The organism is Paroceanicella profunda (assembly GCF_005887635.2).
GTDB classification, from domain to species: domain Bacteria; phylum Pseudomonadota; class Alphaproteobacteria; order Rhodobacterales; family Rhodobacteraceae; genus Paroceanicella; species Paroceanicella profunda.
Window position 1 is genome coordinate 2108117 of sequence record NZ_CP040818.1, and the last position, 25565, is coordinate 2133681.

26 protein-coding genes are annotated in these 25565 nt (G+C 71.1%); 14 read left to right on the forward strand and 12 right to left on the reverse strand.

The annotated features are described in order from the left end of the window. Positions 1-6: 6 nt before the first annotated feature. The 6 genes from FDP22_RS09435 to gloB all read right to left on the reverse strand — a co-directional run bounded on the left by FDP22_RS09435 (position 7) and on the right by gloB (position 6459). Entirely contained in the window at positions 7-804 is a 798-nt protein-coding gene (locus tag FDP22_RS09435; RefSeq protein WP_138571973.1) for a prephenate dehydrogenase, read from the reverse strand. 210 nt (positions 805-1014) lie between these two features. Next, positions 1015-2304 (reverse strand): lytic murein transglycosylase, encoded by a 1290-nt coding sequence (locus FDP22_RS09440; RefSeq protein ID WP_138571972.1) that lies wholly within the window; start codon positions 2302-2304, stop codon positions 1015-1017. A gap of 136 nt (positions 2305-2440) precedes the next feature. After that, a complete protein-coding gene (locus FDP22_RS09445; RefSeq protein WP_138571971.1) occupies positions 2441-3277 on the reverse strand; it encodes a C40 family peptidase in 837 nt (278 codons plus the stop codon). Beyond that, positions 3264-4670: a leucyl aminopeptidase family protein gene (locus FDP22_RS09450; protein WP_138571970.1), complete on the reverse strand. Its 1407-nt coding sequence runs from the start codon at positions 4668-4670 to the stop codon at positions 3264-3266. The genes FDP22_RS09445 and FDP22_RS09450 overlap by 14 nt, the downstream gene beginning before the upstream one ends. 345 nt (positions 4671-5015) lie before the next feature. After that, positions 5016-5390 (reverse strand): Hpt domain-containing protein, encoded by a 375-nt coding sequence (locus FDP22_RS09455; protein WP_138571969.1) that lies wholly within the window; start codon positions 5388-5390, stop codon positions 5016-5018. A 295-nt stretch (positions 5391-5685) separates the two neighbouring features. Next, complete coding sequence (gene gloB, locus FDP22_RS09460; RefSeq protein ID WP_138571968.1) at positions 5686-6459, reverse strand: hydroxyacylglutathione hydrolase; 774 nt, start codon at positions 6457-6459, stop codon at positions 5686-5688. Positions 6460-6522: 63 nt separating this feature from the next. Between gloB and FDP22_RS09465 the strand changes: the two genes are divergently transcribed. From FDP22_RS09465 to FDP22_RS09495, 7 genes are all read left to right on the forward strand, one after another. Beyond that, on the forward strand, positions 6523-7278 hold the full coding sequence (locus tag FDP22_RS09465) for a class I SAM-dependent methyltransferase (RefSeq protein WP_138572524.1): 756 nt from the start codon (positions 6523-6525) through the stop codon (positions 7276-7278). A 244-nt stretch (positions 7279-7522) separates the two neighbouring features. Next, positions 7523-8089, forward strand: coding sequence for a F0F1 ATP synthase subunit delta (locus FDP22_RS09470; RefSeq protein WP_138571967.1), 567 nt, complete (start codon positions 7523-7525; stop codon positions 8087-8089). Next, complete coding sequence (gene atpA, locus FDP22_RS09475; protein ID WP_138571966.1) at positions 8089-9627, forward strand: F0F1 ATP synthase subunit alpha; 1539 nt, start codon at positions 8089-8091, stop codon at positions 9625-9627. Before FDP22_RS09470 ends, atpA begins: the two co-directional genes overlap by 1 nt. A gap of 34 nt (positions 9628-9661) precedes the next feature. Then, the gene (locus tag FDP22_RS09480; RefSeq protein WP_138571965.1) at positions 9662-10537 is read left to right on the forward strand and encodes a F0F1 ATP synthase subunit gamma; all 876 of its coding nucleotides are present in this window, start codon (positions 9662-9664) and stop codon (positions 10535-10537) included. Between the two features lie 19 nt (positions 10538-10556). Further along, positions 10557-11981 carry a F0F1 ATP synthase subunit beta gene (gene atpD / locus FDP22_RS09485; RefSeq protein WP_138571964.1) on the forward strand — a complete coding sequence of 475 codons (1425 nt, stop codon included), beginning with the start codon at positions 10557-10559 and terminating at the stop codon, positions 11979-11981. A gap of 9 nt (positions 11982-11990) precedes the next feature. Beyond that, a complete protein-coding gene (gene atpC / locus FDP22_RS09490) occupies positions 11991-12392 on the forward strand; it encodes an ATP synthase F1 subunit epsilon (protein ID WP_138571963.1) in 402 nt (133 codons plus the stop codon). A gap of 178 nt (positions 12393-12570) precedes the next feature. After that, on the forward strand, positions 12571-13038 hold the full coding sequence (locus FDP22_RS09495; RefSeq protein WP_138571962.1) for a hypothetical protein: 468 nt from the start codon (positions 12571-12573) through the stop codon (positions 13036-13038). A gap of 96 nt (positions 13039-13134) precedes the next feature. Here FDP22_RS09495 and FDP22_RS09500 read toward each other — a convergent pair whose 3' ends face one another. Next, positions 13135-14151, reverse strand: a complete 1017-nt coding sequence (locus FDP22_RS09500; RefSeq protein ID WP_138571961.1) for a ribose-phosphate pyrophosphokinase — start codon at positions 14149-14151, stop codon at positions 13135-13137. Between the two features lie 156 nt (positions 14152-14307). On the opposite strand from FDP22_RS09500, the gene FDP22_RS09505 reads away from it, so the two are divergent. The 5 genes from FDP22_RS09505 (at position 14308) to FDP22_RS09525 (ending at position 18612) form a co-directional block, all read left to right on the forward strand. Further along, on the forward strand, positions 14308-14901 hold the full coding sequence (locus FDP22_RS09505; RefSeq protein ID WP_138571960.1) for a 2-hydroxychromene-2-carboxylate isomerase: 594 nt from the start codon (positions 14308-14310) through the stop codon (positions 14899-14901). A 76-nt stretch (positions 14902-14977) separates the two neighbouring features. Further along, positions 14978-16219 (forward strand): aminotransferase class V-fold PLP-dependent enzyme, encoded by a 1242-nt coding sequence (locus FDP22_RS09510; RefSeq protein ID WP_138571959.1) that lies wholly within the window; start codon positions 14978-14980, stop codon positions 16217-16219. Positions 16220-16229: 10 nt separating this feature from the next. Beyond that, entirely contained in the window at positions 16230-16799 is a 570-nt protein-coding gene (gene rsmD / locus FDP22_RS09515; RefSeq protein WP_138572522.1) for a 16S rRNA (guanine(966)-N(2))-methyltransferase RsmD, read from the forward strand. A gap of 62 nt (positions 16800-16861) precedes the next feature. Next, on the forward strand, positions 16862-17404 hold the full coding sequence (locus FDP22_RS09520; RefSeq protein WP_138571958.1) for a TetR/AcrR family transcriptional regulator: 543 nt from the start codon (positions 16862-16864) through the stop codon (positions 17402-17404). After that, positions 17401-18612 carry an MFS transporter gene (locus tag FDP22_RS09525; protein WP_138571957.1) on the forward strand — a complete coding sequence of 404 codons (1212 nt, stop codon included), beginning with the start codon at positions 17401-17403 and terminating at the stop codon, positions 18610-18612. Before FDP22_RS09520 ends, FDP22_RS09525 begins: the two co-directional genes overlap by 4 nt. A gap of 864 nt (positions 18613-19476) precedes the next feature. Here FDP22_RS09525 and FDP22_RS09530 read toward each other — a convergent pair. Further along, on the reverse strand, positions 19477-20064 hold the full coding sequence (locus FDP22_RS09530; protein ID WP_138571956.1) for a YceI family protein: 588 nt from the start codon (positions 20062-20064) through the stop codon (positions 19477-19479). Positions 20065-20220: 156 nt separating this feature from the next. Further along, positions 20221-21432, reverse strand: coding sequence for an NAD(P)/FAD-dependent oxidoreductase (locus FDP22_RS09535; protein ID WP_138571955.1), 1212 nt, complete (start codon positions 21430-21432; stop codon positions 20221-20223). Positions 21433-21551: 119 nt separating this feature from the next. On the opposite strand from FDP22_RS09535, the gene FDP22_RS09540 reads away from it, so the two are divergent. After that, positions 21552-22040: a peroxiredoxin gene (locus tag FDP22_RS09540; RefSeq protein WP_138571954.1), complete on the forward strand. Its 489-nt coding sequence runs from the start codon at positions 21552-21554 to the stop codon at positions 22038-22040. A gap of 440 nt (positions 22041-22480) precedes the next feature. Beyond that, entirely contained in the window at positions 22481-23080 is a 600-nt protein-coding gene (locus tag FDP22_RS09545) for a hypothetical protein (RefSeq protein ID WP_138571953.1), read from the forward strand. Here FDP22_RS09545 and FDP22_RS09550 read toward each other — a convergent pair. From FDP22_RS09550 to FDP22_RS09560, 3 genes are all read right to left on the reverse strand, one after another. Then, positions 23066-23668: a LysE family translocator gene (locus FDP22_RS09550; RefSeq protein WP_138571952.1), complete on the reverse strand. Its 603-nt coding sequence runs from the start codon at positions 23666-23668 to the stop codon at positions 23066-23068. The genes FDP22_RS09545 and FDP22_RS09550 overlap by 15 nt on opposite strands. Positions 23669-23757: 89 nt before the next feature. Continuing rightward, positions 23758-24963 carry a CCA tRNA nucleotidyltransferase gene (locus FDP22_RS09555; RefSeq protein WP_430225450.1) on the reverse strand — a complete coding sequence of 402 codons (1206 nt, stop codon included), beginning with the start codon at positions 24961-24963 and terminating at the stop codon, positions 23758-23760. Beyond that, positions 24960-25559 (reverse strand): CoA pyrophosphatase, encoded by a 600-nt coding sequence (locus FDP22_RS09560; RefSeq protein ID WP_138571951.1) that lies wholly within the window; start codon positions 25557-25559, stop codon positions 24960-24962. Before FDP22_RS09560 ends, FDP22_RS09555 begins: the two co-directional genes overlap by 4 nt. Positions 25560-25565 lie beyond the last annotated feature (6 nt).

Genomic DNA, 25565 nt, shown 5'->3' on the forward strand with positions numbered 1-25565 from the left:
GCGGCGTCAGGTGCCGGTGACGGGGGGCTGCGCGGGAATGGCCGTGTCATGCTGCAGCGCCGCGATGAGGGTGCTGCGCAGGCCGGCGACATGGCGGTTGGTGCGAGTCACGGTCTCGTAGATCTCCGGCGGGTCGTCGCGCACCATGTCGATGGCCTGCATCAGCAGCTCGAAGCTGCGCGTGGTGATGGCGGGTGTGCGGTCCAGCCCGGCAAGCGCGCGGGCCAGCAGGTGGGTGAGGCCCTGGCTCAGCGCCGCCTGCCTGTCATGCTCCTGCGGGGTGGTGACGATCACGCGCAGGCCCATCCCGCGCAGCAGGGCCGCGGCCCCGCGCCAGCGCCGGCCGCGCAGCGGGCAGAGCACCACCTTCAGCCCGGCCAGGGCCGCGGACCCGCCGTCGCCCGCGCTGCGCGGGCCGAACATCGGGTGGGTGGCGAGCAGCTCGACATGTCCGGGCAGCAGCGCCTGCATCAGCCGCGCCGGCTCCTCCTTCACCGAGGCGACATCCAGCACCAGCGTGCCCGGCCGCAGCAGCGGCGCGAGGGCGCGCAGGGCCGGGCCGAAGGCGGGCACCGGCATCGCCAGCACAACTACCGGGCAGGCCGCGGCCTCGGCCAGGCTCACGGCGCGCAGGCCGGCCTGCGCCGCGGCAGCGCCGGCGGCGGGGTCGGGGTCATGCACGCGAATGTCGAAGCGCGCCCGCAGGGCCCGCGCCGCGAGCCGCCCGAAGGCGCCGTAGCCCAGCAGGCCCAGCCGGGGCAGGGGAGCGGGGGCGAGGGTCGCGATGGTCATCTGGTCCGGCATGGCGGGGATCCTGGAACGGGCGTGCCAGGGGCGCCGGGACTCGCCGCAACCGCTGGCACTGCAGCGGTTGGGAATGAGGCACGACTCACGCTCCGCTGCGATCAGGGCAGCGGATAATACGCGGTGAAGCTGAGGCGCGAGCGTGTCATGGGCAGGGACATGGCCCGGCCGCGGCGCAAAGTCAATGCGTCGCGGCCGGGGGGCAGGGCCTCAGCCGCCGGCGGCCTTCACCTTGGTCAGAAGCTGCTTGGTGGGAAAGCCGTCCGGCGCGAGGCCGGCCTGGCGCTGGAAGGCGCGGATCGCCTCGATCGTGTTCGGCCCCACCAGCCCGTCCGAGCCCTGCGTGTCATAGCCGAGCGCGGTGAGCCGCTCCTGCAGCTCGATGGTCTCGTTCACCGTGAGCGCCTGTTCGTCACGCGGCCAGGAGGCCACGAACGGCCCGCCGCCCATGATCCGGTCGCCCAGGTGGCCCACGGCGAGGGCATAGGAGGTGGCGTTGTTGTAGCGCTTGATCACCTTGAAGTTCTTGAACACGGCGAAGACCGGGCCGCGCCCGCCCGCGGGCGCCAGCAGGGCGGCCTCGCCCGCCTCGGGCAGGGCACCGCCGGAGATGCGGGTGATGCCCGCCGCCCGCCAGGAGGCCACAGGCCGCCAGTCGTTCCCATCGGCGCGGGCGATGTCGAAGCCCGCCGGCAGCCGCACCTCCACGCCCCAGGGCTGGCCCTTCTCCCAGCCGAAGCGCGAGAGGTAGTTGGCGGTGGAGGCGAGGGCGTCTGCCGGGTCATCCCCCCAGATGTCGCGGCGGCCGTCGCCGTTCCAGTCCTGCGCGTATTCCTCGAAGCTGGTGGGGATGAACTGGGTGTGGCCCATCGCCCCGGCCCAGGAGCCGGTCATGCGCGAGGCCGGCACGTCCCCCTCCTGCAGGATCTGCAGGGCGGTGAGGAGCTGGCTCTCCGCGAACTCCTGCCGGCGGCCCTCATAGGCCAGGGTGGCGAGGCTCTCGATCACGTTCATCGAGCCCATGGAGGAGCCGTAGGCGCTCTCCAGCCCCCAGATGGCGAGCACGTACTGGCTGTCCACGCCGTACCGCTGCTCGATCCGCGCGAGCAGCGCCGCGTGGCGGTCATGCATGGCACGGCCGTTCGCGACGCGGGTGTCGGAGACGGCCCGGTCCAGGTAATCCCAGATCTGGCGGCGGAACTCGGGCTGGTAGCGGTCCAGCTCGATCACCTTCTCGTTCACGCCCACGCCGGCGAAAGCGGTGTCGAACACGTCGGCCCGGATGCCGCGCGAGAGGGCGCGGGCACGGAAGCCGGTGCGCCAGGCCACGAAATCCGCCGGGCGGGGCGAGGCGCTTGCGCCCTCGCCGGGCCGGGGCTCGGGCCGTGTGGTGGCCACGGGCGCTGCCTCCTGCGCACGCGACGTGGTGTCGGCGCATCCGGCGAGGCCAAGCAGGGCCGTCGCGCCGAAGGCGGCGATGTTGAATAGGCCTTTGGTCATCCCTGTCTCCCGCAGGTTGCTCGATCGGGGCGATACTACTCCGCCGCGCAGGGCGGCGGAAGCGTCGCCAATGGCCCGCGACACGGTGGTGGCGGGCCGCTTGGGGTCACGCCGTCCGGCGTGCCCGGGGGGCGGGTCAGGGCCGGCGCCGCGCGGTGACGGGCCCGCCGTCCTGCGCGGCGATGCGCGCGATCGCGCCGTCGAGCGGCTCCTGCGCCACCTGCATGTGCCAGGCGTTCGCGTGCAGCAGCACGGTCTCGTCCAGCATCACGCCGACATGGCCCTTCCAGAACACCAGGTCGCCGCGCCGCAGCGCGCTGCCGGGGGCGAGGGCGGTGCCCAGTTCCGCCGCCTGCATGTCCGTGTCCCGCGGGCAGGGCGTTCCGGCGGCGGTGAGCGCCTGCTGGACCAGCGCCGAGCAGTCGATGCCGAGCATGCTGCGCCCGCCCCAGAGGTAAGGCGCGCCGCGAAGGCTCTCCGCCACGGCCACCCAGTCCTCCGCCGGGCGGCCGTCGAGCGCGACATGCGTGGCGATCACGAAGCCGTCCGGCGTCTCGCGGAAGCGCCCGGCGCCGCCCTGCAGGGTCAGCCGGCTGCCCTGCGGCAGGATGAGGCGCGGCGGGGCCTTTATGTCCGGCTCCGGATAGAGGTGGGCCAGCGGGGCGGAGACGCGGGCCGTGGTGTCCCCGGCCGGGGCGGCGAGGGCGTCCTCGGGGACATAGCCCATGTAGCCGTCCGCCCGGGCCTGCCCCCAGGCGAGCCCGTCGCGCCGCTCGTAGATGTCGAAGATCTCGCCGAACAGCAGCTCCGAGCCGCGCCGGGCGGCGTCCGGCCCGGTCCACATCGGCGCCACGGCGGCGCTCACGCGCGCCGGCTCCGCCTCCGCGAAGCGCTCCGCCGTCACCCGGCCGCGCAGATGTGCCGCGGCGAGGTCGGGGCGGGCCGGGGTGCGGCGCAGGTCAGGCCCGGCCATGGCGCGCCTCGAGCAGCGAGAACAGGGCGCGCGCGGCCTGCATGGCCCCGCCCTTCGGCCGGCCGGGTTTCGCCGCCGGCGTCCAGCCGTAGATGTCGAAATGGGCGAAGCGCGCCACGTCGGTGAAGCGCTTGAGGAACAGCGCCGCGGTGACAGATCCGGCCATGCCGCCGGAGGGCGCGTTGTCGAGATCGGCGATGCCGGGCTCGATCAGGCTCTCGTAGGGCGCCCAGAAGGGCATGCGCCACAGCGGGTCGGCGGTGCGGGCGGCGGCGGCGGTGATCTCGGCGGCCAGCACCTCGTCGTCGGAGTAGAAGGGCGGGATGTCCGGCCCCAGCGCCACGCGCGCCGCCCCGGTGAGGGTGGCGAGGCAGAACAGCGTCTCCGGGGCCTCCTCGCTCGCCAGCGCCAGCGCGTCGGCCAGCACCAGCCGGCCCTCGGCGTCGGTGTTGTTCACCTCCACCGTGAGGCCCTTGCGCGAGGTGAGGATGTCGCCGGGGCGGAAGGCGGAGGCGGAGATGGCATTCTCCACCGCCGGCACCAGCACGCGCAGCCGCACATCGAGCCCGCTCGCCATGATCATGTGCGCAAGGCCCATCACGTTGGCAGCGCCGCCCATGTCCTTCTTCATCAGGCCCATGGAGGCGCCGGGCTTGATGTTCAGCCCGCCGGTGTCGAAGCACACGCCCTTGCCCACCAGCGTCACCTTCTGCGCGTCCTCGCGGCCCCAGCGCAGGTCGAGCAGGCGCGGGGCCTCCGCCGCGGCGCGGCCCACGGCGTGGATCATGGGGAAATTCGCGTCCAGCAGGGCGTCGCCCGCCGTCACCTCCACTTCGGCGCCGTGCACCTCGGCAAGGGCGCGGAACCGGCCTTCCAGCGTCTCGGGCCCCATGTCGGAGGCGGGGGTGTTGATCAGGTCCTGGGTGAGGGCGGCGCCGGCGGCGATGATCTCCAGCCGCGCCGTGTCCAGCCCCTCCGGGGGCAGCAGCAGCGGCGCCTCGCGCTCGGAGGGCTTGTAGCGGTCGAAGCGGTAGGCGGCGAGCAGCCAGCCCAGGCAGGCCTCCTCCAGCGCGGCCCCCGTGAGCGGCGCCGCATCCGGTGCGGTTTCGAGCCGGTAGACGCCGGGGGCGAGGCTGGCCGCTGCGGCGGCGAGCGGGAAGCGCCCGCGCCGGCGCGTGCCCTCGGTGCCCCATCCCGCGAGCACCCGCGCCACGCCGCCCTCCGCATCCGGCAGCACGAGCACGGAGCCCGCCGCCCCGGTGAACCCGTTCGCCGCCGCCCAGGCCACGGCCCGGGGCCCGAGCGCCGCCAGCCGCGCGGCGCAGGCCTCCGCTTCCACCGGTTCGAGGGGAATGGCGCCGGGGGCGTCAGGGCAGGCGAAGGTGGCGGGCATGTGGGGTCGTCTCCTTGGGCGGTTGCGGGCCGGGGCGTGGGCGCGTCGCGGCCGGGGCCGCACGGTCGCTCCCGTGCCTGGCCGTCGTGCCGGGAGCCTAGCGCATAACCGGGAAGTGGCAATCCCCCCTCCGGCCCCTTCTCCCGCCGTGACGGCCCGGAACGGGCCCGCGCCAGGGGCAGGGCCGCCGCGGGGAATGGGCGGTGCCGGCGGGGCAGGGCCCGGTGTGCGGTGGACATGAAGTCGCGCCCGGCATGAGGGGGATGCCGGGCGCGTTCCGGCCTCTCGGGGAGGCCGCTGGCGAGCGATCCGGGGGCGGGGGAAGTCTGCCGCCCGGAGCCTCCGTCAGTCGATGAATCCTGCCAGGGAGAACAGCGATTCCTCGCCCAGGCGCACCAGCCGCGCGGCGACGGCGGGCACCGCCACGTGGTCTCCCCTGCGCGCGCAGTCGGCAAGGGCGCGGGACACCGAGCTCAGCTGCATCAGCCCGACCTGGCCGGCCAGCCCGGTCAGCCCGTGCGCCAGCCGGTGGAGCCCGGGCAGATCGTGGTCCGCTACCAGCTGCTCCAGCCGGCTGAGCCGTTCGGCAAGCTGGAAGGAGGCGTCCTCCATCAGCTCCTGGCTCATGTCATGGCCGAGCGTGGCGCGCAGGACACGGATCATGTCCCCGTCCAGCAGGCTTTCCTCACGCGCATCGAGGCGCAGCACGTCAACTGTCATGTCGGATACTCCCTTGCCACCCGGGAGGGAGTTTCGGGGAGATCCGTTGCGCGGAAGTGAATCCGGCAGCCCTGTCGGCCGCCTTGGCTAACCGCCGTTAACGCGCCTGCGCAGAGGCAGGGCATGCCGCCGTGGGCGCGGCCCCCTGTCGCTGGCTGTCCGGCACGCAGGCGCCGCGGGGCAGGGCGGCGCGGCGGCGCCGAGCGCGCCGGAGGGAGGGGAAGCCGTACGCCCGGGGCGGTGTCGGCGAACGCGCGCCCGAGGGGGGGGCGTCGGGGTGCCTTCGGCGGCGGGGTCAGCCGCGAAAGTCGTCCTTGCGGCGGCGGATTTCGGCGAAGACGGCGGCGTCGTCGGCGCCGTCCAGCCCCACCGCGGCCTTCACGGACGGCAGGCCGGCGCGCAGGAACGGGTTGGTGTCCAGCTCCTCGCCGAGGGAGGAGGGCACGGTGGGCCGGCCGGCGGCGCGGGCGGCGTCGATTGCGGCGGCGCGGGCGGTGAGGGCGGCGTTGTCCCGCTCGATGGTCAGCGCGAAGCGGGCGTTGGACTGGGTGTATTCGTGCCCCGAGCAGACCAGCGTGTCGCGGTCCATGCCGAGGAACTGCGACAGGCTGGTCCACATCTGCAGAGCGGTGCCCTCGAACAGCCGGCCGCAGCCCAGGGCCATCAGGCTGTCGGCGGTGAACACGGCCTTGTCGGCGGGAAAGTGGAAGGCGATGTGGCCCACGGTGTGGCCCGGCACGTCGAGCACCACGCCGGTGCTGGCGCCCACCGCGATGCTGTCGCCCGGAGCGAGGGCGCGGTCCAGCGGCGGCAACCGGCCGGCATCGGCCGCCGCGCCCCACACCGCGCAGCCGGTGCGGGCGCGCAGGGCCTCCACGCCGTCGACATGGTCATAGTGGTGGTGGGTGATCAGCAGCAGGTCCAGCGTCCAGCCCCGTGCCTCGATCGCCGCGACGATCGGGCCCGGCTCCGGCGCATCGACGAGCGCGACAGTGCCGGTCTCGCCATCGCGCAGCAGGTAGGCGTAGTTGTCGGACAGGCATGGGACCGTGACGATTTCGAGGGACATGGGGGAAACCTTCTGCCGGGGCTGGACTCGGGGTGTTTAACCATGAGAGCGTCCCGCCTTGCAATGCACCTGGATGTCGTCGATCTTCGCGCCTTCTATTACCGCACGCCCCTCGGGCGGCGCGCGAAGACGGCGTTGCAGGACGCCTTGCGCGACCTCTGGCCCAGGGTGAAGGACGAGACCGTGGCCGGGTTCGGCTTTCCCGCGCCGATGCTGCGCCCCTTCCTAGCGGAGGCGCGGCGAGTGATCTGCCTGATGCCGGGCCAGCAGGGCGTGATGCCCTGGCCGCCGGAAGGGCCGAACATCTCGGTGCTGGCGGACGAGACGGCCTGGCCGCTGCCCTCGGGCTTCGTGGACCGGCTGGTGATCGGCCACGGGCTGGAGACCTGCGAACAGCCCGGGGCGCTGCTCGACGAGATCTGGCGGGTGCTGGCGCCGGGCGGGCGCGTGGTCTTCGTGCTGCCCAACCGCTCGGGCATCTGGGCGCGGCGCGACGGCACGCCCTTCGGCTACGGCCGGCCCTATTCCTTCGGGCAGATCGACGCGGAGCTGCGCCGACACCGCTTCTCCTCCGAGCGCCACGCGGCGGCGCTGTATTTCCCGCCCTCGCACCGCCAGTTCGTGCTGCGCACCGCCCCGGCCTGGGAACGGCTGGGCCAGCGCGTGGGGGTGAGCCGGTTGGCCGGCGCCATCCTCGTGGAGGCGGCCAAGCAGGTGTATGTCCTGCCGCGCAACGGGGCGCGCGAAAGCGCCCGCAGACCGTTCGAAATTCTGGAGGGTCTCACCAAGCCGGTGAAACCCGTGACGGGCCGGGCCTGAGCGCGATTCAGCCCGCGACGCAGACCCTGCAACATGTTAACACTGTCCAAAGCGTCGCAGGCAGGGGGGATTTTGAGGTAAGATGTTGAAATCATTGAACGGCATGGCCTGGTGTGCCCCTGCGGCCGGGTTGCATGGATGAAAACCCTATGGTAGCAACGCCCGAAATCCGGCCTTTGCAGGGGGCAGCGGCCGGGGTCTGTCAACGTGGCCGCATCCCGACGGCTGCCAAGAGAACGGAAGGGTGACCGTGTCCGCATCAGCGACGCTCGTTTCCGGAGCAGCCGGCCGCTACGCGACCGCGTTGTTCGAACTTGCAACAGAGGCGAATGCCGTCTCCCTCATCGAGGCCGATCTTGCCGCGCTTCAGGCGGCGCTGGATGACAGCTCCGACCTGCGGGACGTCATCAAGTCTCCGGTCTACAGCCGTGAGGACCAGGCCCGCGCCATGGCCGCGCTGGCGCAGAAGATGGAGCTCGGCGTCTACGTGACCAGCACCGTGCAGCTGATGGCGGCCAACCGCCGCCTGTTCGTGCTGCCGGAGCTGATCGCCGGCTACCACGCGCTCGCCGCCGAAGCCCGGGGCGAGGTGTCGGCGGAGGTTACCGCCGCCGCCCCGCTGGCGGATGCGCAGCTCGCGGACCTCAAGGCCGCGCTCAGGAATTCGTTTGGCAAGGAAGTTGCCGTGAATGTGACGGTCGATGACGCGATCATCGGCGGTCTTGTCGTCAAGGTGGGATCGAAGATGATCGACACGTCGATCCGCTCGAAGCTCATGAACCTTCAGAACGCTATGAAAGAGGTGGGGTGATGGGTATCCAGGCCGCTGAGATCTCTGCGATCCTCAAGGAGCAGATCAAGAATTTCGGCCAGGAGGCCGAGGTTGCCGAGGTTGGCCGCGTGCTCTCCGTCGGTGACGGCATCGCGCGCGTGCACGGGCTGGACAACGTCCAGGCCGGCGAGATGGTCGAATTCCCCGGTGGCATCCGGGGCATGGCGCTGAACCTCGAGATCGACAACGTCGGTATCGTGATCTTCGGTGAGGACCGGACGATCAAGGAAGGCGACATCGTCAAGCGCACCAACTCGATCGTGGACGTGCCCTACGGCCGCGGCCTGCTGGGCCGCGTGGTCGACGCGCTGGGCAACCCGATCGACGGCAAGGGCCCGATCGAGGCCGAGGGCCGCACCCGCGCCGACGTGAAGGCGCCGGGCATCATCCCGCGCAAATCGGTGCATGAGCCGATGGCCACCGGCCTGAAGGCGATCGACGCCCTGGTGCCGATCGGCCGTGGCCAGCGCGAGCTGATCATCGGTGACCGCCAGACCGGCAAGACCGCCGTGGCGCTGGACGCGATCCTGAACCAGAAGGCCTACAACGACGCCGCCGGCGACGACGAGTACAAGAAGCTCTACTGCATCTACGTCGCCGTGGGCCAGAAGCGCTCCACCGTGGCGCAGCTGGTCAAGAAGCTCGAAGAGACAGGCGCGATGGCCTATTCCATCGTGGTGGCCGCGACCGCGTCCGAGCCCGCGCCGATGCAGTATCTCGCCCCCTACGCGGCGACCGCGATGGCCGAGTACTTCCGCGACAACGGCATGCACGGGCTCATCATCTATGATGACCTCTCCAAGCAGGCCGTGTCCTACCGCCAGATGTCGCTGCTGCTGCGCCGCCCGCCCGGCCGCGAAGCCTACCCGGGCGACGTGTTCTTCCTGCACTCCCGCCTGCTGGAGCGCTCCGCGAAGCTCAACGAGGACAACGGCTCCGGCTCGCTCACCGCGCTGCCGATCATCGAGACGCAGGCCGGCGACGTGTCCGCCTACATCCCGACGAACGTGATCTCGATCACCGACGGCCAGATCTTCCTGGAGACCGGCCTGTTCTACCAGGGCGTCCGCCCGGCGGTGAACGTGGGCCTGTCGGTGAGCCGCGTCGGCTCCGCCGCGCAGACCTCGGCGATGAAGTCGGTGGCCGGTTCGATCAAGCTCGAGCTCGCCCAGTACCGCGAGATGGCGGCCTTCGCCCAGTTCGGCTCGGACCTCGATCCCGCGACCCAGAAGCTGCTGAACCGCGGCGCGCGCCTCACCGAGCTGCTCAAGCAGCCGCAGTACGCGCCGCTCACCAGCGCCGAGCAGGTCATCGTGATCTACGCCGGTACCCAAGGTTACCTCGACAAGATGCCGGTCTCCAAGGTCGGTGCCTTCGAGAAGGGGCTGCTGGCCTACCTGCGCAGCCACGAGAAGGACCTTCTCGAGGACATCCGGGTGAACGACCGCAAGGTTGCCGGCGACCTCGCCGACAAGATCAAGGCAGCCATCGAGGCCTTCGCCAAGACCTTCGCCTGACCCGCGGCCTGTTTGAGAGAGGGGAGCCTGGCGCATGCCGAGCTTGAAGGACCTTAAGAACCGGATCGAGAGCGTCAAGAACACGCGCAAGATCACGAAGGCCATGCAGATGGTCGCGGCGGCAAAGCTCCGCCGCGCGCAGGAGGCCGCCGAGGCCGCGCGTCCCTATGCCGAGCGCATGGACGCGGTGCTGGGCAATCTCGCCCGTACCGCGGGGGATTCGCCCACGATTCCGCTTCTCCTGCGCGGGACGGGGCGCGAGGATGTGCATCTGCTCATCGTCGCGACCGCCGAGCGCGGCCTCTGCGGGGGGTTCAACTCCTCGATCGTGAAGCTGGCACGCATCCATGCGCGCAAGCTTCTCGAGGCCGGCAAGACGGTGAAGATCCTCACCGTCGGCAAGAAGGGGCGCGATCAGCTGCGTCGCGACTGGTCGCAGCACTTCATCGGGCATGTGGACATGTCCGAGGTGAAGAAGCTGGGCTACGTGAACGCGCATGACATTGCCGACGACGTTCTGGCCCGCTTCGCCGCGGAAGAGTTCGACGTCGCCACGATTTTCTACAGCGAGTTCCAGTCGGTCATGACCCAGACGCCGACGGCGCTGCAGCTCATCCCGGCGAAATTCGATGGCGAAGCTGCCAGCGACACCACGCCGAACTACGAATATGAGCCGAGTGAGGAGGAAATCCTCGCCGATCTGCTGCCGCGCTCCGTCGCGACGCAGATCTTCCGGGCCCTGCTGGAGAATGCCGCCTCCGAGCAGGGGGCGCGCATGTCCGCGATGGACAACGCCTCCCGGAATGCGAGCGAGATGATCGACAAGCTGACGATCCAGTACAACCGGTCCCGTCAGGCCGCGATCACCACCGAACTTATCGAGATCATTGCGGGCGCGGAAGCGCTCTGAGGGAACGGAGAGACCGAACATGGCCAATGCAGTCGGTAAAATCACCCAGGTGATCGGCGCGGTCGTCGACGTACAGTTCGAAGACAGCCTGCCTGCCATCCTGAACGCGCTGGAAACGGACAACAACGGCAACCGCCTGATCCTCGAGGTTGCCCAGCACCTCGGCGAGAACACCGTGCGCACCATCGCGATGGACTCGACCGAAGGTCTGGTCCGCGGCACCAAGGTGTCCGACACCGGCGGCCCGATCACCGTGCCCGTCGGCCCGGCGACCCTGGGCCGCATCATGAACGTGGTCGGTGACCCGGTGGACGAGAAGGGCCCGGTGAACGCCACCGAGCGCCGCGCCATCCACCAGCCGGCTCCGGAATTCGCGGAACAGTCCACCGAGTCCGAGATCCTTGTGACCGGCATCAAGGTGATCGACCTGCTCGCCCCCTACTCCAAGGGCGGCAAGATCGGCCTGTTCGGCGGCGCCGGCGTGGGCAAGACGGTTCTCATCCAGGAGCTGATCAACAACATCGCCAAGGTGCACTCGGGCTATTCCGTGTTCGCCGGCGTGGGGGAGCGCACCCGTGAGGGCAACGACCTCTACTACGAATTCATCGAGTCCGGCGTCATCAACGCCGAGAACCTCGAGGAGTCGAAAGTGGCGCTGGTCTACGGCCAGATGAACGAGCCGCCGGGGGCCCGCTCCCGCGTCGCGCTCTCCGGCCTCACCATGGCCGAGCAGTTCCGCGACGAGTCCGGCACCGACGTGCTGTTCTTCGTGGACAACATCTTCCGCTTCACCCAGGCGGGTTCGGAAGTGTCGGCCCTTCTCGGCCGCATCCCCTCCGCCGTGGGCTACCAGCCGACGCTCGCCACCGACATGGGCCAGCTTCAGGAGCGCATCACCTCCACGCGCGCCGGCTCCATCACCTCGGTGCAGGCGATCTACGTGCCGGCCGATGACCTTACCGACCCGGCGCCGGCGACCTCCTTCGCCCACCTCGACGCCACCACCGTGCTGTCGCGCGCCATCTCCGAGCTCGGGATCTACCCGGCCGTGGACCCGCTCGACTCCACCTCCCGCATCCTCGACCCGATGGTCGTGGGCGAGGAGCACTACCAGGTGGCGCGTGACGTGCAGGGCATGCTGCAGCGCTACAAGTCGCTGCAGGACATCATCGCCATCCTCGGCATGGACGAGCTGTCGGAAGAGGACAAGCTGACCGTTGCGCGCGCGCGCAAGATCCAGCGCTTCCTCTCCCAGCCCTTCGACGTGGCGCAGGTGTTCACCGGCTCGCCCGGCGTGCAGGTGCCGCTGGAGAAGACCATCGACAGCTTCAAGCGCGTGGTGGCCGGCGAGTTCGATCATCTGCCGGAAGGTGCGTTCTACATGGTCGGCGACATCGAAGAGGTGATCGCGAAGGCCGAGAAGATGGCCGCGAAAGCGGCATAAGGAGGTCCTGTGGCTGACACGATGCAGTTCGATCTGGTCTCGCCGGAGCGCAAGCTCATGTCGGTCCAGGCGACTTCGGTGGTTGTGCCGGGCTATGAGGGTGAATTCACCGCCATGCCCGGGCACGCGCTGTTCTTCTCCACCCTCCGTCCCGGCTTCGTGCAGGTGATGGTGGATGGCAAGGAAACGGATTTCTTCGTCACCGGCGGCTTCGCCGAGGTCTCCGCGGACTCGGTCACCATCCTGGCGGAGACCGCGGTTCCGCGCGGAGAGGTGACCCGCGAGCATCTGGACGACCTCCTGGCCGTGGCCGAGGATGGTGTCAGGAAGGCCGGCGACCATCACCGGCTGAGCGCGGCGCAGCGTGCGAACGACATGCGCTTCGCCCGTGACCAGGTGGTGAAGGACTGACACGCGCCGCCCTCCGGGGCAGGCGGCGAGTTCAAAGGGGGCGCTCCCGGCCGGGGGCGCCCCTTTTCGCGTGCTGTTTGGTCAATAATTAATAGGGTGGCAGGTGCGGGTGACTTAAGGACGTGCGTCGGCCTTAATTAAGAGGCCATCTTTTGGAGTTGGCTTTATGGAGGGAGCAATGCCGAGCGCGGATAATGTCACTGGTTGGAAAAATCACTTCCGTAGAACTCGGCGCTGGCGGGACAGGGCGTTGTCTGAATTGATGGATTTGCCGCGTACGGACTTTCACGATGCCATTGATTACTCACTGGCGTACTTTGTGTGGTCACACTCGCTGCGTGACTGGCTGATAGGGGACGGGGTAGCGAAAAAGGACGATCTCGACCGGATTTTGAGTGTCTACGACGAATGGAAAATCGCAAGAGACTTGGCAAATAGAACACGCCATTTCAAAATCACGCGCAGCCCCACAGACCCATATTGGGCTGTTTCCAGAGAATATGATTCAATGTCAGCGAATGTAGAGAGGCATCATATCAATTTATACTTTAATAAAAAGAAAGCAAATCTCGCGAACATAGTATGTCGCACTTCGGACATGTGGGATGAAGTATTGCAGAAGTTGGGGCTGAGCACTGTGACATGAGAGGCTCTTTGCGTATCGGTCGCGTCGCACGACCCGCCCACAAATAGGCCGGCGCGCCCCGGGGGCGGCCGGCCTGCACAAGGCGTGTCGCGGCGCTCAATGGCCCGGGTAGAAGGCCTCGTAGATCGGGCCCAGCGTCTCTTCGGTGAACAGCATCGACACCGAGGCGCCGTTGGAAATGTTGAGCACCGCCTGGGCGAGCAGCGGGGCCAGCGGCACGGCGCGGATGTTGCGCGCCTTGCGCACGGCGGCGGATTGCTCGATGGAATCCGTCACCACGAGGGATTTCAGCGCCGAGTTCGTCACCCGCTCCACCGCCGGGCCCGAGAGCACGCCGTGGGTGATGTAGGCATGCACCTCCTTGGCGCCCTGGTCCTTCAGCAGGCTGGCGGCGGCGCAGAGCGTGCCGGCGGTGTCGCAGATGTCGTCCACGATGATGCAGACCCGGTCCTTCACGTCACCGATCACCGTCATGCTCTCGATCTCGCCGGGGCGCGAGCGGCGCTTGTCCACGATGGCGAGGCCGGCGTCGATGCGCTTGGCCAGCTCGCGCGCGCGCGCCACGCCGCCCACGTCGGGGGAGACGACCGTCACCTCGTCGAGCTTCTTGAAGTTGTGCTTGATGTCGAGGGCGAAGACCGGGGCGGAGTAGAGGTTGTCCACCGGGATGTCGAAGAAGCCCTGGATCTGGCCCGCGTGCAGGTCCACCGTCAGCACCCGGTCGATGCCGGCATTGGTGATCAGGTTCGCGACCAGCTTGGCGGAGATCGGCGTGCGGGCAGAGGTGCGGCGGTCCTGCCGGGCATAGCCGAAATAGGGGATCACGGCGGTGATGCGCTGCGCCGAGGAGCGCTTCAGCGCGTCGGCCATGATCAGCAGTTCCATCAGGTTGTCGTTCGCGGGGTTCGACGTCGGCTGGATGATGAACATGTCCTCGTCGCGGACATTGTCGAACACCTCGACGAAGATCTCCTTGTCGTTGAACCGCTCGACCCGGGCGTTGGCCAGCTGCACCGGCCCGCCCCGATAGACCGTCATGCGCCGCGCGATGGCTTCGGCCAGCGGCCGGTTCGCATTGCCGGAAATCAGCTTGAGCTGGATGTCGGATTTCATGGGCGAAGTCCCCTCTGGCCGGGTCGAAGGACGGTGCTGCACAGGAACCCGGGCAGAACTGCCGGGCGTCCCGGCTCCCTTAGCATCGCCCTTCGAGCTTGCAAAGCCCACCAATCACGGCATGTTGGTGCCCTCGGAACGGCAAGGGGCGCGGACATGACGACGATCGACTATTTCATGGTCACGGTTTCACCCTATACCTACCTCGCCGGGCTGGAGCTGGAGGCCCTCGCCGCGCGGCATGGCGCGGAGATCGTCTACCGGCCCTTCGCGATCGGCAAGGTGTTCGAGGCCACCGGAACCCCGCTGCCCCCGCAACGCCATCCGTCGCGCCAGAGCTACCGGCTGAAGGACATCGCGCGCAGCGCGGCCGCCGCCGGCCTGCCGATCAACGTGAAGCCGCGCCACTGGCCGGTGAACCCGGTGCCGAGCTGTGCCGCCGTGATCGCCGCGCAGGAGGCCGGCTCGCCGAACGTGGGCGCGCTGGCCCATGCGCTGCTCGCCGCCTGCTGGGCGGAGGAGCGCGACATTGCCGACGAGGCGGAGGTGAAGGCCTGCATGAGCGCCTTCGACGTGGACCCGGCGCTGCTCGACCGGCGGCTGCTCGCCTCGGTGGAGACCTTCGAGCGCAACACCGCGCTGGCGCTGGAGAAGGGGGTCTTCGGCGCCCCGACCTACGTGGTCGGGGAGGAGGTGTTCTGGGGCCATGACCGGCTCGGTCATCTCGAGGCTCATCTCGCGGCGCTCTGAGCGCCGCGCCTACCGTCCGACGGCCTGCCCCGGCATCCGTGCCGGGGGGCTCCATCAGGAAATTGCAGCGGTCCGCATGAGAAAACTCGATCTCGCCTTCGTCAGGAACCAGTTCCCGGCCTTCTTCGAGCCGCCCCTGGAGGCCCTCTCCTTCTTCGAAAATGCCGGTGGCTCCTACATCTGCGCCCCGGTGCTGGACCGGCTGGCGCGCTTCCACCACCAGCGCAAGGTTCAGCCCTACGGGTCCTTCGAGGCCTCCCGCCTCGGCGGCGCGGAGATGGACGAGGCCCGCACCCGCATCGCCGCGCTGCTGAACGTGGGCGGCGACGAGCTGCATTTCGGCCCCTCCACCAGCCAGAACACCTACGTGCTGGCGCAGGCCTTCGGCGAGATGCTGGGCCGGGGCGATGCCATCGTGGTCACCAACCAGGACCATGAGGCCAACAGCGGCGCCTGGTGGCGGCTGGCCCGGCGCGGCATCGAGATCCGCGAATGGCAGGTGGACCCGCAGACCGGCGCGCTGGACCCGGTGGCGCTGGCGGGGCTGCTCGATGACGGCAAGGTGCGGCTGGTGTGCTTCCCGCACTGCTCCAACATCCTCGGCGAGATCAACCCGGTGACCGACCTCTGCACCATGGCGCGGGAGTCCGGCGCCTGGAGCTGCGTGGACGGCGTGTCCTACGCCCCGCACGGGTTCGCGGACGTGAGCGCGCTTGGCGCCGACATCTACCTGTTCTCCAGCTACAAGACCTACGGGCCGCACCTGGGCGTGATGGTCATCCGCCGGGCGCTGGCCGGAACCCTGCCGGCGCAGGGGCATGACTTCAACGCCGGCGACATCACCAAGCGGTTCACCCCCGCCGGCCCGGACCATGCCCAGATCGCCGCCGCCACCGGCATGGCCGATTATGTCGACCTGCTGCACGAGCGCCATTTCGGCGAGCCCGGCCAGCCGGCGGTGAGCGCGGCGGAGCGCGCATGGGACGTGCACGGGCTGATGCGCGGCCACGAGATGCGCATCACCGCCCCGTTGCTGGACTTCCTCGCCGCGCGCAACGACATCCGCCTGCTCGGGCCCTCCGATGCGCTGGTGCGCGCGCCGACGGTCTCGCTTCTCCACCGGCGGCCGGGGGCGGAACTGGCAGAGGCGCTGGAGCCCTACGGGATCATGGCCGGGGGCGGGGATTTCTACGCCGTGCGCCTGCTGCGCGCGCTCGGGATCGACCCCGCCCACGGCGTGCTGCGGCTGAGCTTCACCCACTACACCTCGCAGGCGGACGTGGAGCGGCTGATGGCCGCGCTGGACGCGGTGCTCTGACATGGCGGGAATGCGCATCGTCGGCGGCCGCTTCCGCGGCAAGACCCTCGCGGAGCTGGGCGAGGGCGACGCCGCCGCCCACCTGCGTCCCACCCAGGACCGGGTGCGCGAGGCCCTGTTCAACATCCTCGCCCATGGCGGCTTCGCCGAGCCCGCGCTGCCACAGGGCGCCCGGGTGCTGGACCTCTTCGCGGGCACCGGCGCGCTCGGCTTCGAGGCGCTCTCGCGCGGGGCGGAACGGGTGACCTTCGTCGACGATGGCGCCAGGGCCCGTGCCCTGGTGCGCGAGAACATCGACCGGCTGGGCGTGATCGGCCAGTGCAAGCTGTTCCGGCGCGACGCGACCCGCCTCGGCCCGAACCGCGGCGCGCCCTTCACCCTCGTCTTCCTCGACCCGCCCTACGGCATGGGCCTGGGCGAGACGGCGCTGGAGGCGGCGAAGGAGGGCGGCTGGCTCGCCCCCGGCGCGATCATCGTGTGGGAGGAGGGCGGCGATGTCACCCTGCCGGGCTGGGTGACGGAACGGGACGCCCGCCGCTATGGCGACACGCATATCCGCATCCTGGAATGCCTGGCCTGAACCGGCCTGCTTCTCCCCGGCTGGGCTTGAAAGTGTAAAACGACCGTTTTACATGTTCCGGCATGGACACGGAAACCAGGCTCATCCAGGCCGCCGAACGGCTGTTCGACCGGCATGGCTTCACCGCGACCGGAATGGACAGGCTGACGGCGGCCGCCGGCATGTCCAGCCGCACGCTCTACAAGCACGCCGGCAGCAAGGCCGCGCTGCTGACCGCGGTTCTCGCCGCACGTGACCGCCGCTTCATGGCCCGGCTGGAGCAGGGCGGCGTGGCCGCGCTGTTCGACGCGCTGGCCGCCTGGCTTGAGGCCGAGGGCGCGCGCGGCTGCCTGTTCCTGCGCAGCCTGGCCGAGACCGGCGGTGACCTGCCGGAGGTGGCCGAGGCGGTGGCCGCGCACAAGGCGGCCTTCCACCGCCGCCTTGGCGAGATCGTCGCGGCCGAATGCGGCGGGGCGGAGGATGCCGCCCTCACCGAGCAGGTTCTGGTGCTGTTCGAGGGCGCCACGGCGGCGGCGGTCTATCGCGGCCCCGGGGCGGTGACGGCGGCGCGGCAGGCCGCGCTCACGCTGGTTGGTCAGGCCCGGGCCGCGGGGGGCGGGGCATGAGCCCGGCCCTGCGCCTCGGCGCCGTCGGCTTCGGGCTGATCGCGGTGTGCTATGGTTTCGCGCGCTTCGCCTTCGGGCTGTTCCTGCCGCAGGTGGAGGCGGAACTGTCGCTGGGCCCGGCGCTTGCAGGGCTGATCTCCGGCGGGGCCTTCCTGGTCTATTGCCTTGCCATCGCCGCCTCCGCCGTGCTGACGGAGCGGGTGGGGCCGCGCGCGGTGGCGGTGGGTGCCGCGCTGGCGGCGGCGGCCGGCATGGCCGGAATCGCGGCGGCGCCCGACGCGCCCTGGCTTGCTGCGGCGGTGCTGCTGGCCGGGCTGAGCACCGGGCTTGCCTCGCCGCCGATGGCCGCCGCGGTGGCCGCCGACGTGCGGGCCGCGCGGCAGGATGTCACCAACACGCTCATCAACGCCGGAACCAGTGCGGGCGTCGCCCTGTCAGGCGCGGTGGCGCTGGGGCTGGGCGGGCAGTGGCGGCTGGCCTTCGCCGCCTTCGCCGTGGCGGCGCTGGTGCTGGCGGTCGCGGCGGGTGTCGCGGTGCCGGCGCGGGGCGCCGGGGCCGCCGTGCCGCGCGGGCTGCCGCCGTGGAGCGCCGCGTTGAGCCGGCTGGTGCTCGCGGCCTTCCTCACCGGGGCGGCCAGCACCGCGCTCTGGTCCTTCGGCGGGCAGCTGCTGGAGGCGCGCCCGGGCTGGGGCGGTCGGGCCGGCGCGTTGTGGATGGCGACGGGTGCGGCCGGGATCGCCGGCGCCTGGGCCGGGTCGCTCACCGCGCGCTTCGGCATCGACGCGGTGCACCGCGCGGGTCTCGGCGTCATGGCGGCGGGCATCCTGGCGGTGGGGGCCGGCCCCGGCGGCGCTTTCGCGGTGCTGGCGGGCGGGGCGCTGTTCGGCGCGGCCTACGTGATGCTGACGGGGGTCTATCTCGTCTGGGGCGTGGCGGCGCTGCCGGCGAGGCCGGCCACCGGGCTGATGATCGGCTTTCTCGTCATCGCCGTCGGACAGTCGGCGGGGGCACCGCTCTTCGGTCTGCTGTCGGCGCACTTCGGCGCAGGGCCTGCGGCAATCGCCTTCGCACTGCTCGGCGTCTTGGCCGGACTGGCCGGAGCGGGGCGGCATCTCGCGCCGGCGCCCCCCGAGGGGCGGGCCGCGCGGACGTACGAGGCGGCCCGGCGCGAAGCGGCCTCCCGGGTGTCCCCTCCGGAAGGTTCCTGAACAGCGGCTCTGGCCCGCGGGGCCCGGCCCGCGCGCCAAGGCCCCGGTCCGTCCGGGCCGGAAACGCACCGGAATGCCCGCGCGGCACCGCGGGCGGGCATGTTGCGCGCCCTGAACCGTGGAGGAACGGGCCCGGCTGATATCCGGGCCCAGCCGCGTGCGAGCGGCCCGACAGCGGGCCAGAGATGCGGGCGCGCGAGCCTGCCCGGGAGCGCCGCCCGGACCTCTCCCACGCTCCGTCCAGCAGACCACCGGCGCCCCTGGACCGCGTTTCCGGAGGGGCGGGCGCTGCCGGACGGAGGCCGGGTGGAAGGGGGACCCCGCGCAAAGCGGCGCGTCGCAGGAGGGAAGGTTGCTGCGGGAAAGGGCGCGTTGCGGGATGGAGGGGCCTGGTGGAGGTGAGGCCCTGCGGAAGGGCGGGGCGTTGCGGCCGGGATGGTCCCTGCAGGACGGGGAGGGCACCGCGGAGTGGAGCGGCCGGTCCCAGCGCGAAGTGTGGCGCTGCGGGAAGGGGGCACTTCGGAAGAGGGCGCGCTGCAGGATGAAGGGGCTTGGTGGAGGCGGGGTCCTGCGGGAAGGGGGCGTTGCAGGTGGGACGGTCCCTGCGGAAAGCACGGCACCGTGGAATGGAGGGGCCGGGCCCGCGCGGAGTGTGGCGCCGCGGAAAGGGGCGCGCCAATGGAGATGGAGCGCCGCGGGCAGGGCGGGCGCCGCGGGCAGGGCGGGCGCTGCGGGCAGGGCGGGCGCTGCGGGCAGGGCGGGCGCTGCGGGCAGGGTGGGCGTTGCGGGTAGGGTTGGCGTTGCGGGCAGGGCAGGCGTGGCCGGACGCGCGGGCGCGCATCCGGCCGGAGCGGGTGGGGTGCGTTATTCCGCCTTCATCTCGGTGGAGATGAACAGCTGGATCTCGTCCGAGATGGCGGGGACCATCATGTCCAGGCCCCAGTCGGAGCGCTTGACGGTGCCGGTGGCGGTGACGCCGATCCAGTCACCCTTGTAATAGTCCATGTACTGGCCCATCGGGTGCTCGCCCATCGCGTTCAGGGTCACCTCCAGGGTCACCGGATGGGTCTGGTCCTTGATGGTGAGGTCGCCGGTCACCGTGGCGGTGGTGTCGGAGGTCTTCTCCACCTTGGTGGAGACGAAATGCGCCTCGCCATATTCGTCGGCATCGAAGAAATCGGCGCTCTTGAGGTGGTCGTCCAGCGCGGCCACGCCGGTGTCGATCGAGCTGGTGTCGATGGTCATGTCGACCTTGGCCGAGGCGATGTCGGACTTGTCGAGATCGACGGTGCCGGTCACGGTGCGGAAGTTGAGCTGCTGGCGAGAGAAACCCACATGGGTCCAGCTCGCGCGCACATTCGTGTGGCTGGGATCCGGGCTGTAGGTCTCGGCGGACGCCTGGGTCGCAGCGGCGACGAGAACGGCAGCGGCGAAGGTGGACAGAAGGCGCATCGGAATCTCCTGGTGCGTGTGTGTTTCAGACGCCATGAAACATACGTTCCACTACTCCGGAGACAACCGCCCGGGCTTTGGATAGATTGTTTCCGAAACCGCGACATCACGTCGCCCGACCGGCCCGCGCCGGGCGGGCCGGCGCGGTGCGCAGGGTCAGACCAGGGTCTTCAGTTCGTTTGCCGGGTCGGCCACGGCCTCCGGCGCGGGGGAGATCCCGGCCTCGATCCAGCGCTTTGCCTGCATGTAGGCTCGCGGATCGTTCATCGCGTCCACCGCCAGCAGCGTGTCGGCGTGGAAGTACCAGACCGATTGCGTGCCCTCGCGCGCGCCGGGGCGCACCACCACCCGGTCATAGCCGGTGTTCAGCCCGGCAATCTGCAGCTTCACGTCATATTGATCGGACCAGAACCAGGGCTTGGGCACGTAGGGTGTCTCGTCGCCCAGCATGGCGTCGGCCACGGCCTCGGCCTGGTCGATGGCGTTCTGCACCGATTCCAGCCGGATGCGGTGGCCGCGGTAGGGGAAGGAGGCGCAGTCGCCGGCGGCGTAGACCGACGGGTCCGAGGTGCGGCCGTGGGCGTCCACCGCGATGCCGTTGTCGAGCGCGATGCCGGCGGCATCGGCCAGGGCCACGTCCGGGTGGATGCCGATGCCGATGATGGCGAAATCCGCCTCGATGACCGAGCCGTCGGCCAGCTCCGCCCCGCACACCCGGCCGTCGCGGCCCAGCAGCTTCGACAGGCCCATGCCCTCGCGCAGGTCCACCCCCCGCGCGAGGTGCAGGGCGCGGAACCAGGCGGAGGTCTCGGGAGAGGCCACACGCTGCAGGATGCGCGGCGCGGCCTCGAGCAGGGTCACCTTCAGGCCCAGCCTGGAGGCCACGGCAGCCGCTTCCAGCCCGATGTAGCCGCCGCCCACGATGAGCGCGCGCGCGCCCTCGCGGAACTCCGCCGCCATCGCGTCCACATCCGCGAGGCCCCGCACCGGGTAGAGCCCCGCGAGGTCCCCGCCGATCACCGGGGCCAGCATGCGCGGGCGCGACCCGGTGGTGAGCGCCAGCGCGTCATAGGGCAGGGCGGTGCCGTCAGCCAGCCGCACGGTCTTCGCGGCGCGGTCGATGGCGGAGACGCGGGTGCCGGTCTTCAGGGCGATGCCCTGCTCCTCGTAGAAGCTCGCGGCGCGCAGCAGCAGGCGCTCCAGCGGCATCTCGCCCAGCAGGTAGCCCTTGGAAAGCGGCGGGCGCTGGTAGGGGGCCTGGGGCTCCTCGCCCAACAGTGTCACCGATCCGGTGAAGCCCTTCGCGCGCAGCCTGGCCACCAGCGAAGCCCCCGCCTGGCCCGCGCCGACGACGACGATATTCTCCATGGAACCCCCTGCTCCTGTGCGCCCGACGTTCTTGTTTTCGTGCCGGCTGCCCTCTGGCGGCTGACCGGCGATACCCTATAATCCCGCCCGAACCCAATGCAACCGAAGAGGGGAATGGCATGGCTATCTCAACAGGCGACACGCTTCCGGAAGCGAGCTTCGTGAAGCTCGGCGCGAACGGGCCGGAAGCGGTTTCCACCGCCGAGGTGTTCAAGGGGCGCAAGGTGGCGCTCTTCGCGGTGCCCGGCGCCTACACGCCCACCTGCCACAACACCCATGTGCCGAGCTTCGTGAAGGCCGCCGAGGCGCTGAGCTCGAAGGGCGTGGACGAGATCGTCTGCGTCTCGGTGAACGACCCGTTCGTGATGAAGGCCTGGGGCGAGGCCACCGGCGCCACCGATGCCGGCATCACCATGCTGGCCGACCCGCTGTCGGATTTCACCACCAAGGTGGGCATGGACTTCTCCGCCCCGCCGGTGGGGCTGATGAGCCGCTCGAAGCGCTACTCCATGTTCGTCGAGGACGGCGTGGTGAAGGTGCTCAACGTGGAAGCCGCCCCGGGCGAGACCGTCTGCTCGCTGGGCGACACGCTCGTGGACCAGATCTGACCCCGCAGGGCCCCGCCGCCCGTGCGCAGGCGGCGGGGCCCGATCCTTCGGGGGGCGGCCCCCGTCCCCGGAGGGGACAATTCGTTCCCGTCCCCGGAGGGGACAATTCGTCCCGCGTCCCCGGAGGTGACAATTCGTTCCCGTCCCCGGAGGAGCAGTTTGTTCTCATCTCCGGAGAGAGAGTTTCGCTCCCGTCCCCGGAGGCGATACTTCGACCCGCGTCCCCGGAGCGGACAATTCATCCTGCGTCCGCGGAGGGACAACTCGTCCCGCGTCCCCGGTGCGGACACTTGGTACCCCGTCCCGGCAGCGGACATTTCGCACTCCGTTCCGGCGGGGGACAGGTTCATCCCGCCCGGGAGCGACCTGCCCCCGCCTTCTCCGGCGACGGTCCGGCCCCGCTCCGGAAACGACAGTCCGCCCCAGCCCCCGAGACGCCGATGACCATCGCCATCCTTGCCTACGGCTCGCTGATCTGGGACCTGGAGGTGCTCGCGCCGCAAGTGCGCCTGCCCTGGGCGATGGGCGGGGGGCCGATGCTGCCGATGGAATTCTCCCGCATCTCGCCGAAACGGCTCATGGGCCTGGTGCTCTGCCTGGACCCGGTGCACGGCACCGAGTGCCCCACCCATGCCATCGTCTCGCGCCGGGACAGCCTGGACGCCGCCATCGCCGATCTCGCGATGCGCGAACGCGCCCCGGCGGAGCGTATCGGTGCCGTCTGCCTGCGCAGCGGGTGCCGCCGCACCCGCCTGCCGGAGGTGGCGGAGCGGGTGGCGGACTGGTGCGCCGCCGCCGGCCACGACGCGGCGATCTGGACCGATCTCGACCCGAATTTCGCCCGAACCGCCGGCGCGCCCTTCAGCCTCGCCACCGCCGAGGCCTGGCTCACCGGCCTCACCGGCCCCAGCCGCGACGAGGCCGTGCGCTACATCACCCTCGCGCCGGCCGCGAGCGACACCGCCCTGCGCCGCCACCTGCGCAGCCTGCCCTGGTGGCAGGCGGAGGTGGCGCGCCTCGGGCTCTCAGGCCCAGTCTGACAGCAGCGCCACCACGAAGAGCAGGATGAGCCCGGCCATCATGAGGTTGAACGCCCGCAGCCGCCCGGGCGTTTGGAGCAGGCGTTGCAGCGCGGCCCCCAGCCCCGCCCAGACCAGCGACGCGCCCCCGGCCACCAGCAGCGCCACGCCGGCGAGGCGCGCGGCGTTGCCCAGCGGGCTGCCGGGCACGTCGTACTGGGTGATGAGCCCGATGCTCATCGCCCAGGCCTTCGGGTTGATCCACTGGAACCCGGCGGCCTGCAGGAAGGTGAAGGGCCGGGCTCCACCGCCTGCCTTGCCCGCGCCGGTGGCCGTGGCGATGCGCCAGGCGAACCACAGCAGCAGCAGCGCGCCCGCGCCGCGCATCACCTCGGTGATGACCGGCGCGCGCTTGAGCACCTCGCCCAGCCCCAGCGCCACGGCGAAAAGCATGACCGCGAAGCCGATCGCCACGCCGGCCACGTGCGGGCCCGTGCGGCGCAGGCCGAAATTCGCGCCGGAGGCGGCCAGCAGCGTGTTGTTCGGCCCCGGGCTCCAGCCTGCCACGAAGGCGATGCCGGCGATGGCGAACAGGGGATCGTCGAACATGGATGTGTCTCCGGCCGTGTCGGACAGCAGTGCGGCCGTGCCTGGCCGGGGGCGCACACTCCGTCCCGCCGGGCCTCCGTGTCCACCCGTCACAGCCGGGCGCGCAGGGCCTCCGCGCTCAGCGTGAGGCCGGAGGCGAGCCAGTCCGCGCGCAGCCGCTCCAGCGCCGCGCCGAGGCCGGGGCCCGGCTGCAGCGGCGGCATCAGGTCGGCGGCGGTGAGGGGGAACTGCGCCGCGGCGCCGCGGGCGATCTCCCCCCGCCAGCCCGGCACCGGGGAGAGGCCGGCGGCCAGTTCCAGCACCACCGAATCCTCCGCCGCCTCCGCACCGTGGCGGAAGGCGCGCGGGGCGGGCGGCTCGCCCTCGCCCACCGCGGCGTTCAGCGCGGCGAGGGCGCGGATCTCGGCCTTCGACAGGCGCAGGGCGGTGGCCGGATCGGCGCCGCCCAGAACCCAGAGCCGGCGCGGCCAGCGCGGGGCCGCGCCGGCGGCGGCCTCGGCCTCCAGCAGCGGCGGCAGGCCGGCGGCCGTGGCCCCGGGCAGGGCGCGGGCGAGCACGCCGCAAGCCTCCATCGCGGCGAGGGCGGCGGCCGGGTCCGGCGCGGCGAGCAGCTTGCGCATCTCCGCGCCCACCCGTTCGCGCGAGAGTGCCTCCACCCCGGCAGCCCCCGCGGCGCAGGCCGCCAGGCCCTCGGCGTCCAGCCCCGGCCCGTGGGCGCCGTACCAGGCATGGAAGCGGAAGAAGCGCAGGATGCGCAGGTGGTCCTCGGCGATGCGCGCGGCCGCCTCGCCCACGAAGCGCACCCGCCGGGCGGCAAGGTCGGCCATCCCGCCCAGCGGGTCGACCACCGCGCCGGAGGCATCGGCGTAGAGCGCGTTCATGGTGAAGTCGCGGCGGCGGGCGTCCTCGACGATCTCGGTGGTGAAGGCCACTTCGGCGTGGCGGCCGTCGGTGGTCACGTCGCGGCGGAAGGTGGTGACCTCGTGCGGTATGCCGGCGCTCACCACCGTCACCGTGCCGTGGCCGATGCCGGTGGGCACCGCGCGCAGGCCCGCCGCCTCCACCCGGGCGATGACCTCCTGCGGCGGCAGGGGCGTGGCGATGTCGATGTCCGACACCGGCGCGCCCAGCAGCGCGTTGCGCACGCAGCCGCCGACGAAGAGCCCGCGCCGCGGCTCCGGCGCAGCGCCGGGTGCCGGGCGGGCCAGCGCCTCCATCACCGCGCGGGTGGGCGCGGCCGTGAGCCAGGGGTCCGTGAGGCGTGGTGCGGGGCGGGTGATCCCGGAGCCGCTCATGCCCGTTCCAGGGCGCCCAGCCGCAGCGAGAGCCCCTTGAGGATGCGCGCGGTGGCGCCCCAGATGTAGTGCTGCCGGAAGGGCATCTCGTAGAAGTAGCGCCTGTTGCCGTCCTGGATGCGGTGGCCGCGGCGGTGGTTCGCCGGGTCCATCAGGAAGTCGAGCGGCACCTCGAACACCTCCTCCACCTCCCCGGCCTCGGGCACGGGCACGAAGCTCTCGGCCACGAAGCCCACGAAGGGCGAGATGGCGAAGCCGGTCACCGTCTCGTGACCGTCGATCGGCCCGATGATCTCCACCTCCTCGGGGGCGAGCCCGATCTCCTCATGCGCCTCGCGCAGGGCGGCGTCCAGCGGGCCGGCATCGGTGGGGTCAACCTTGCCGCCGGGAAAGGCGACCTGCCCGGCATGGTGGCGCAGCGCGGTGGCGCGGCGGGTGAGGATCACCTGCACTCCCTGCCTGCGCTCGATCAGCGGGCAGAGCACGGCGGCCGGGCGCAGCTTGCGCCCCGGCGGCAGCAGCAGCTTCGCGTCGGGGTTGAGATCGAAGTCCGAACTGCCGCCCTGGGAGGGCGTGCGCACGGCTTCGATGATCATGTCACG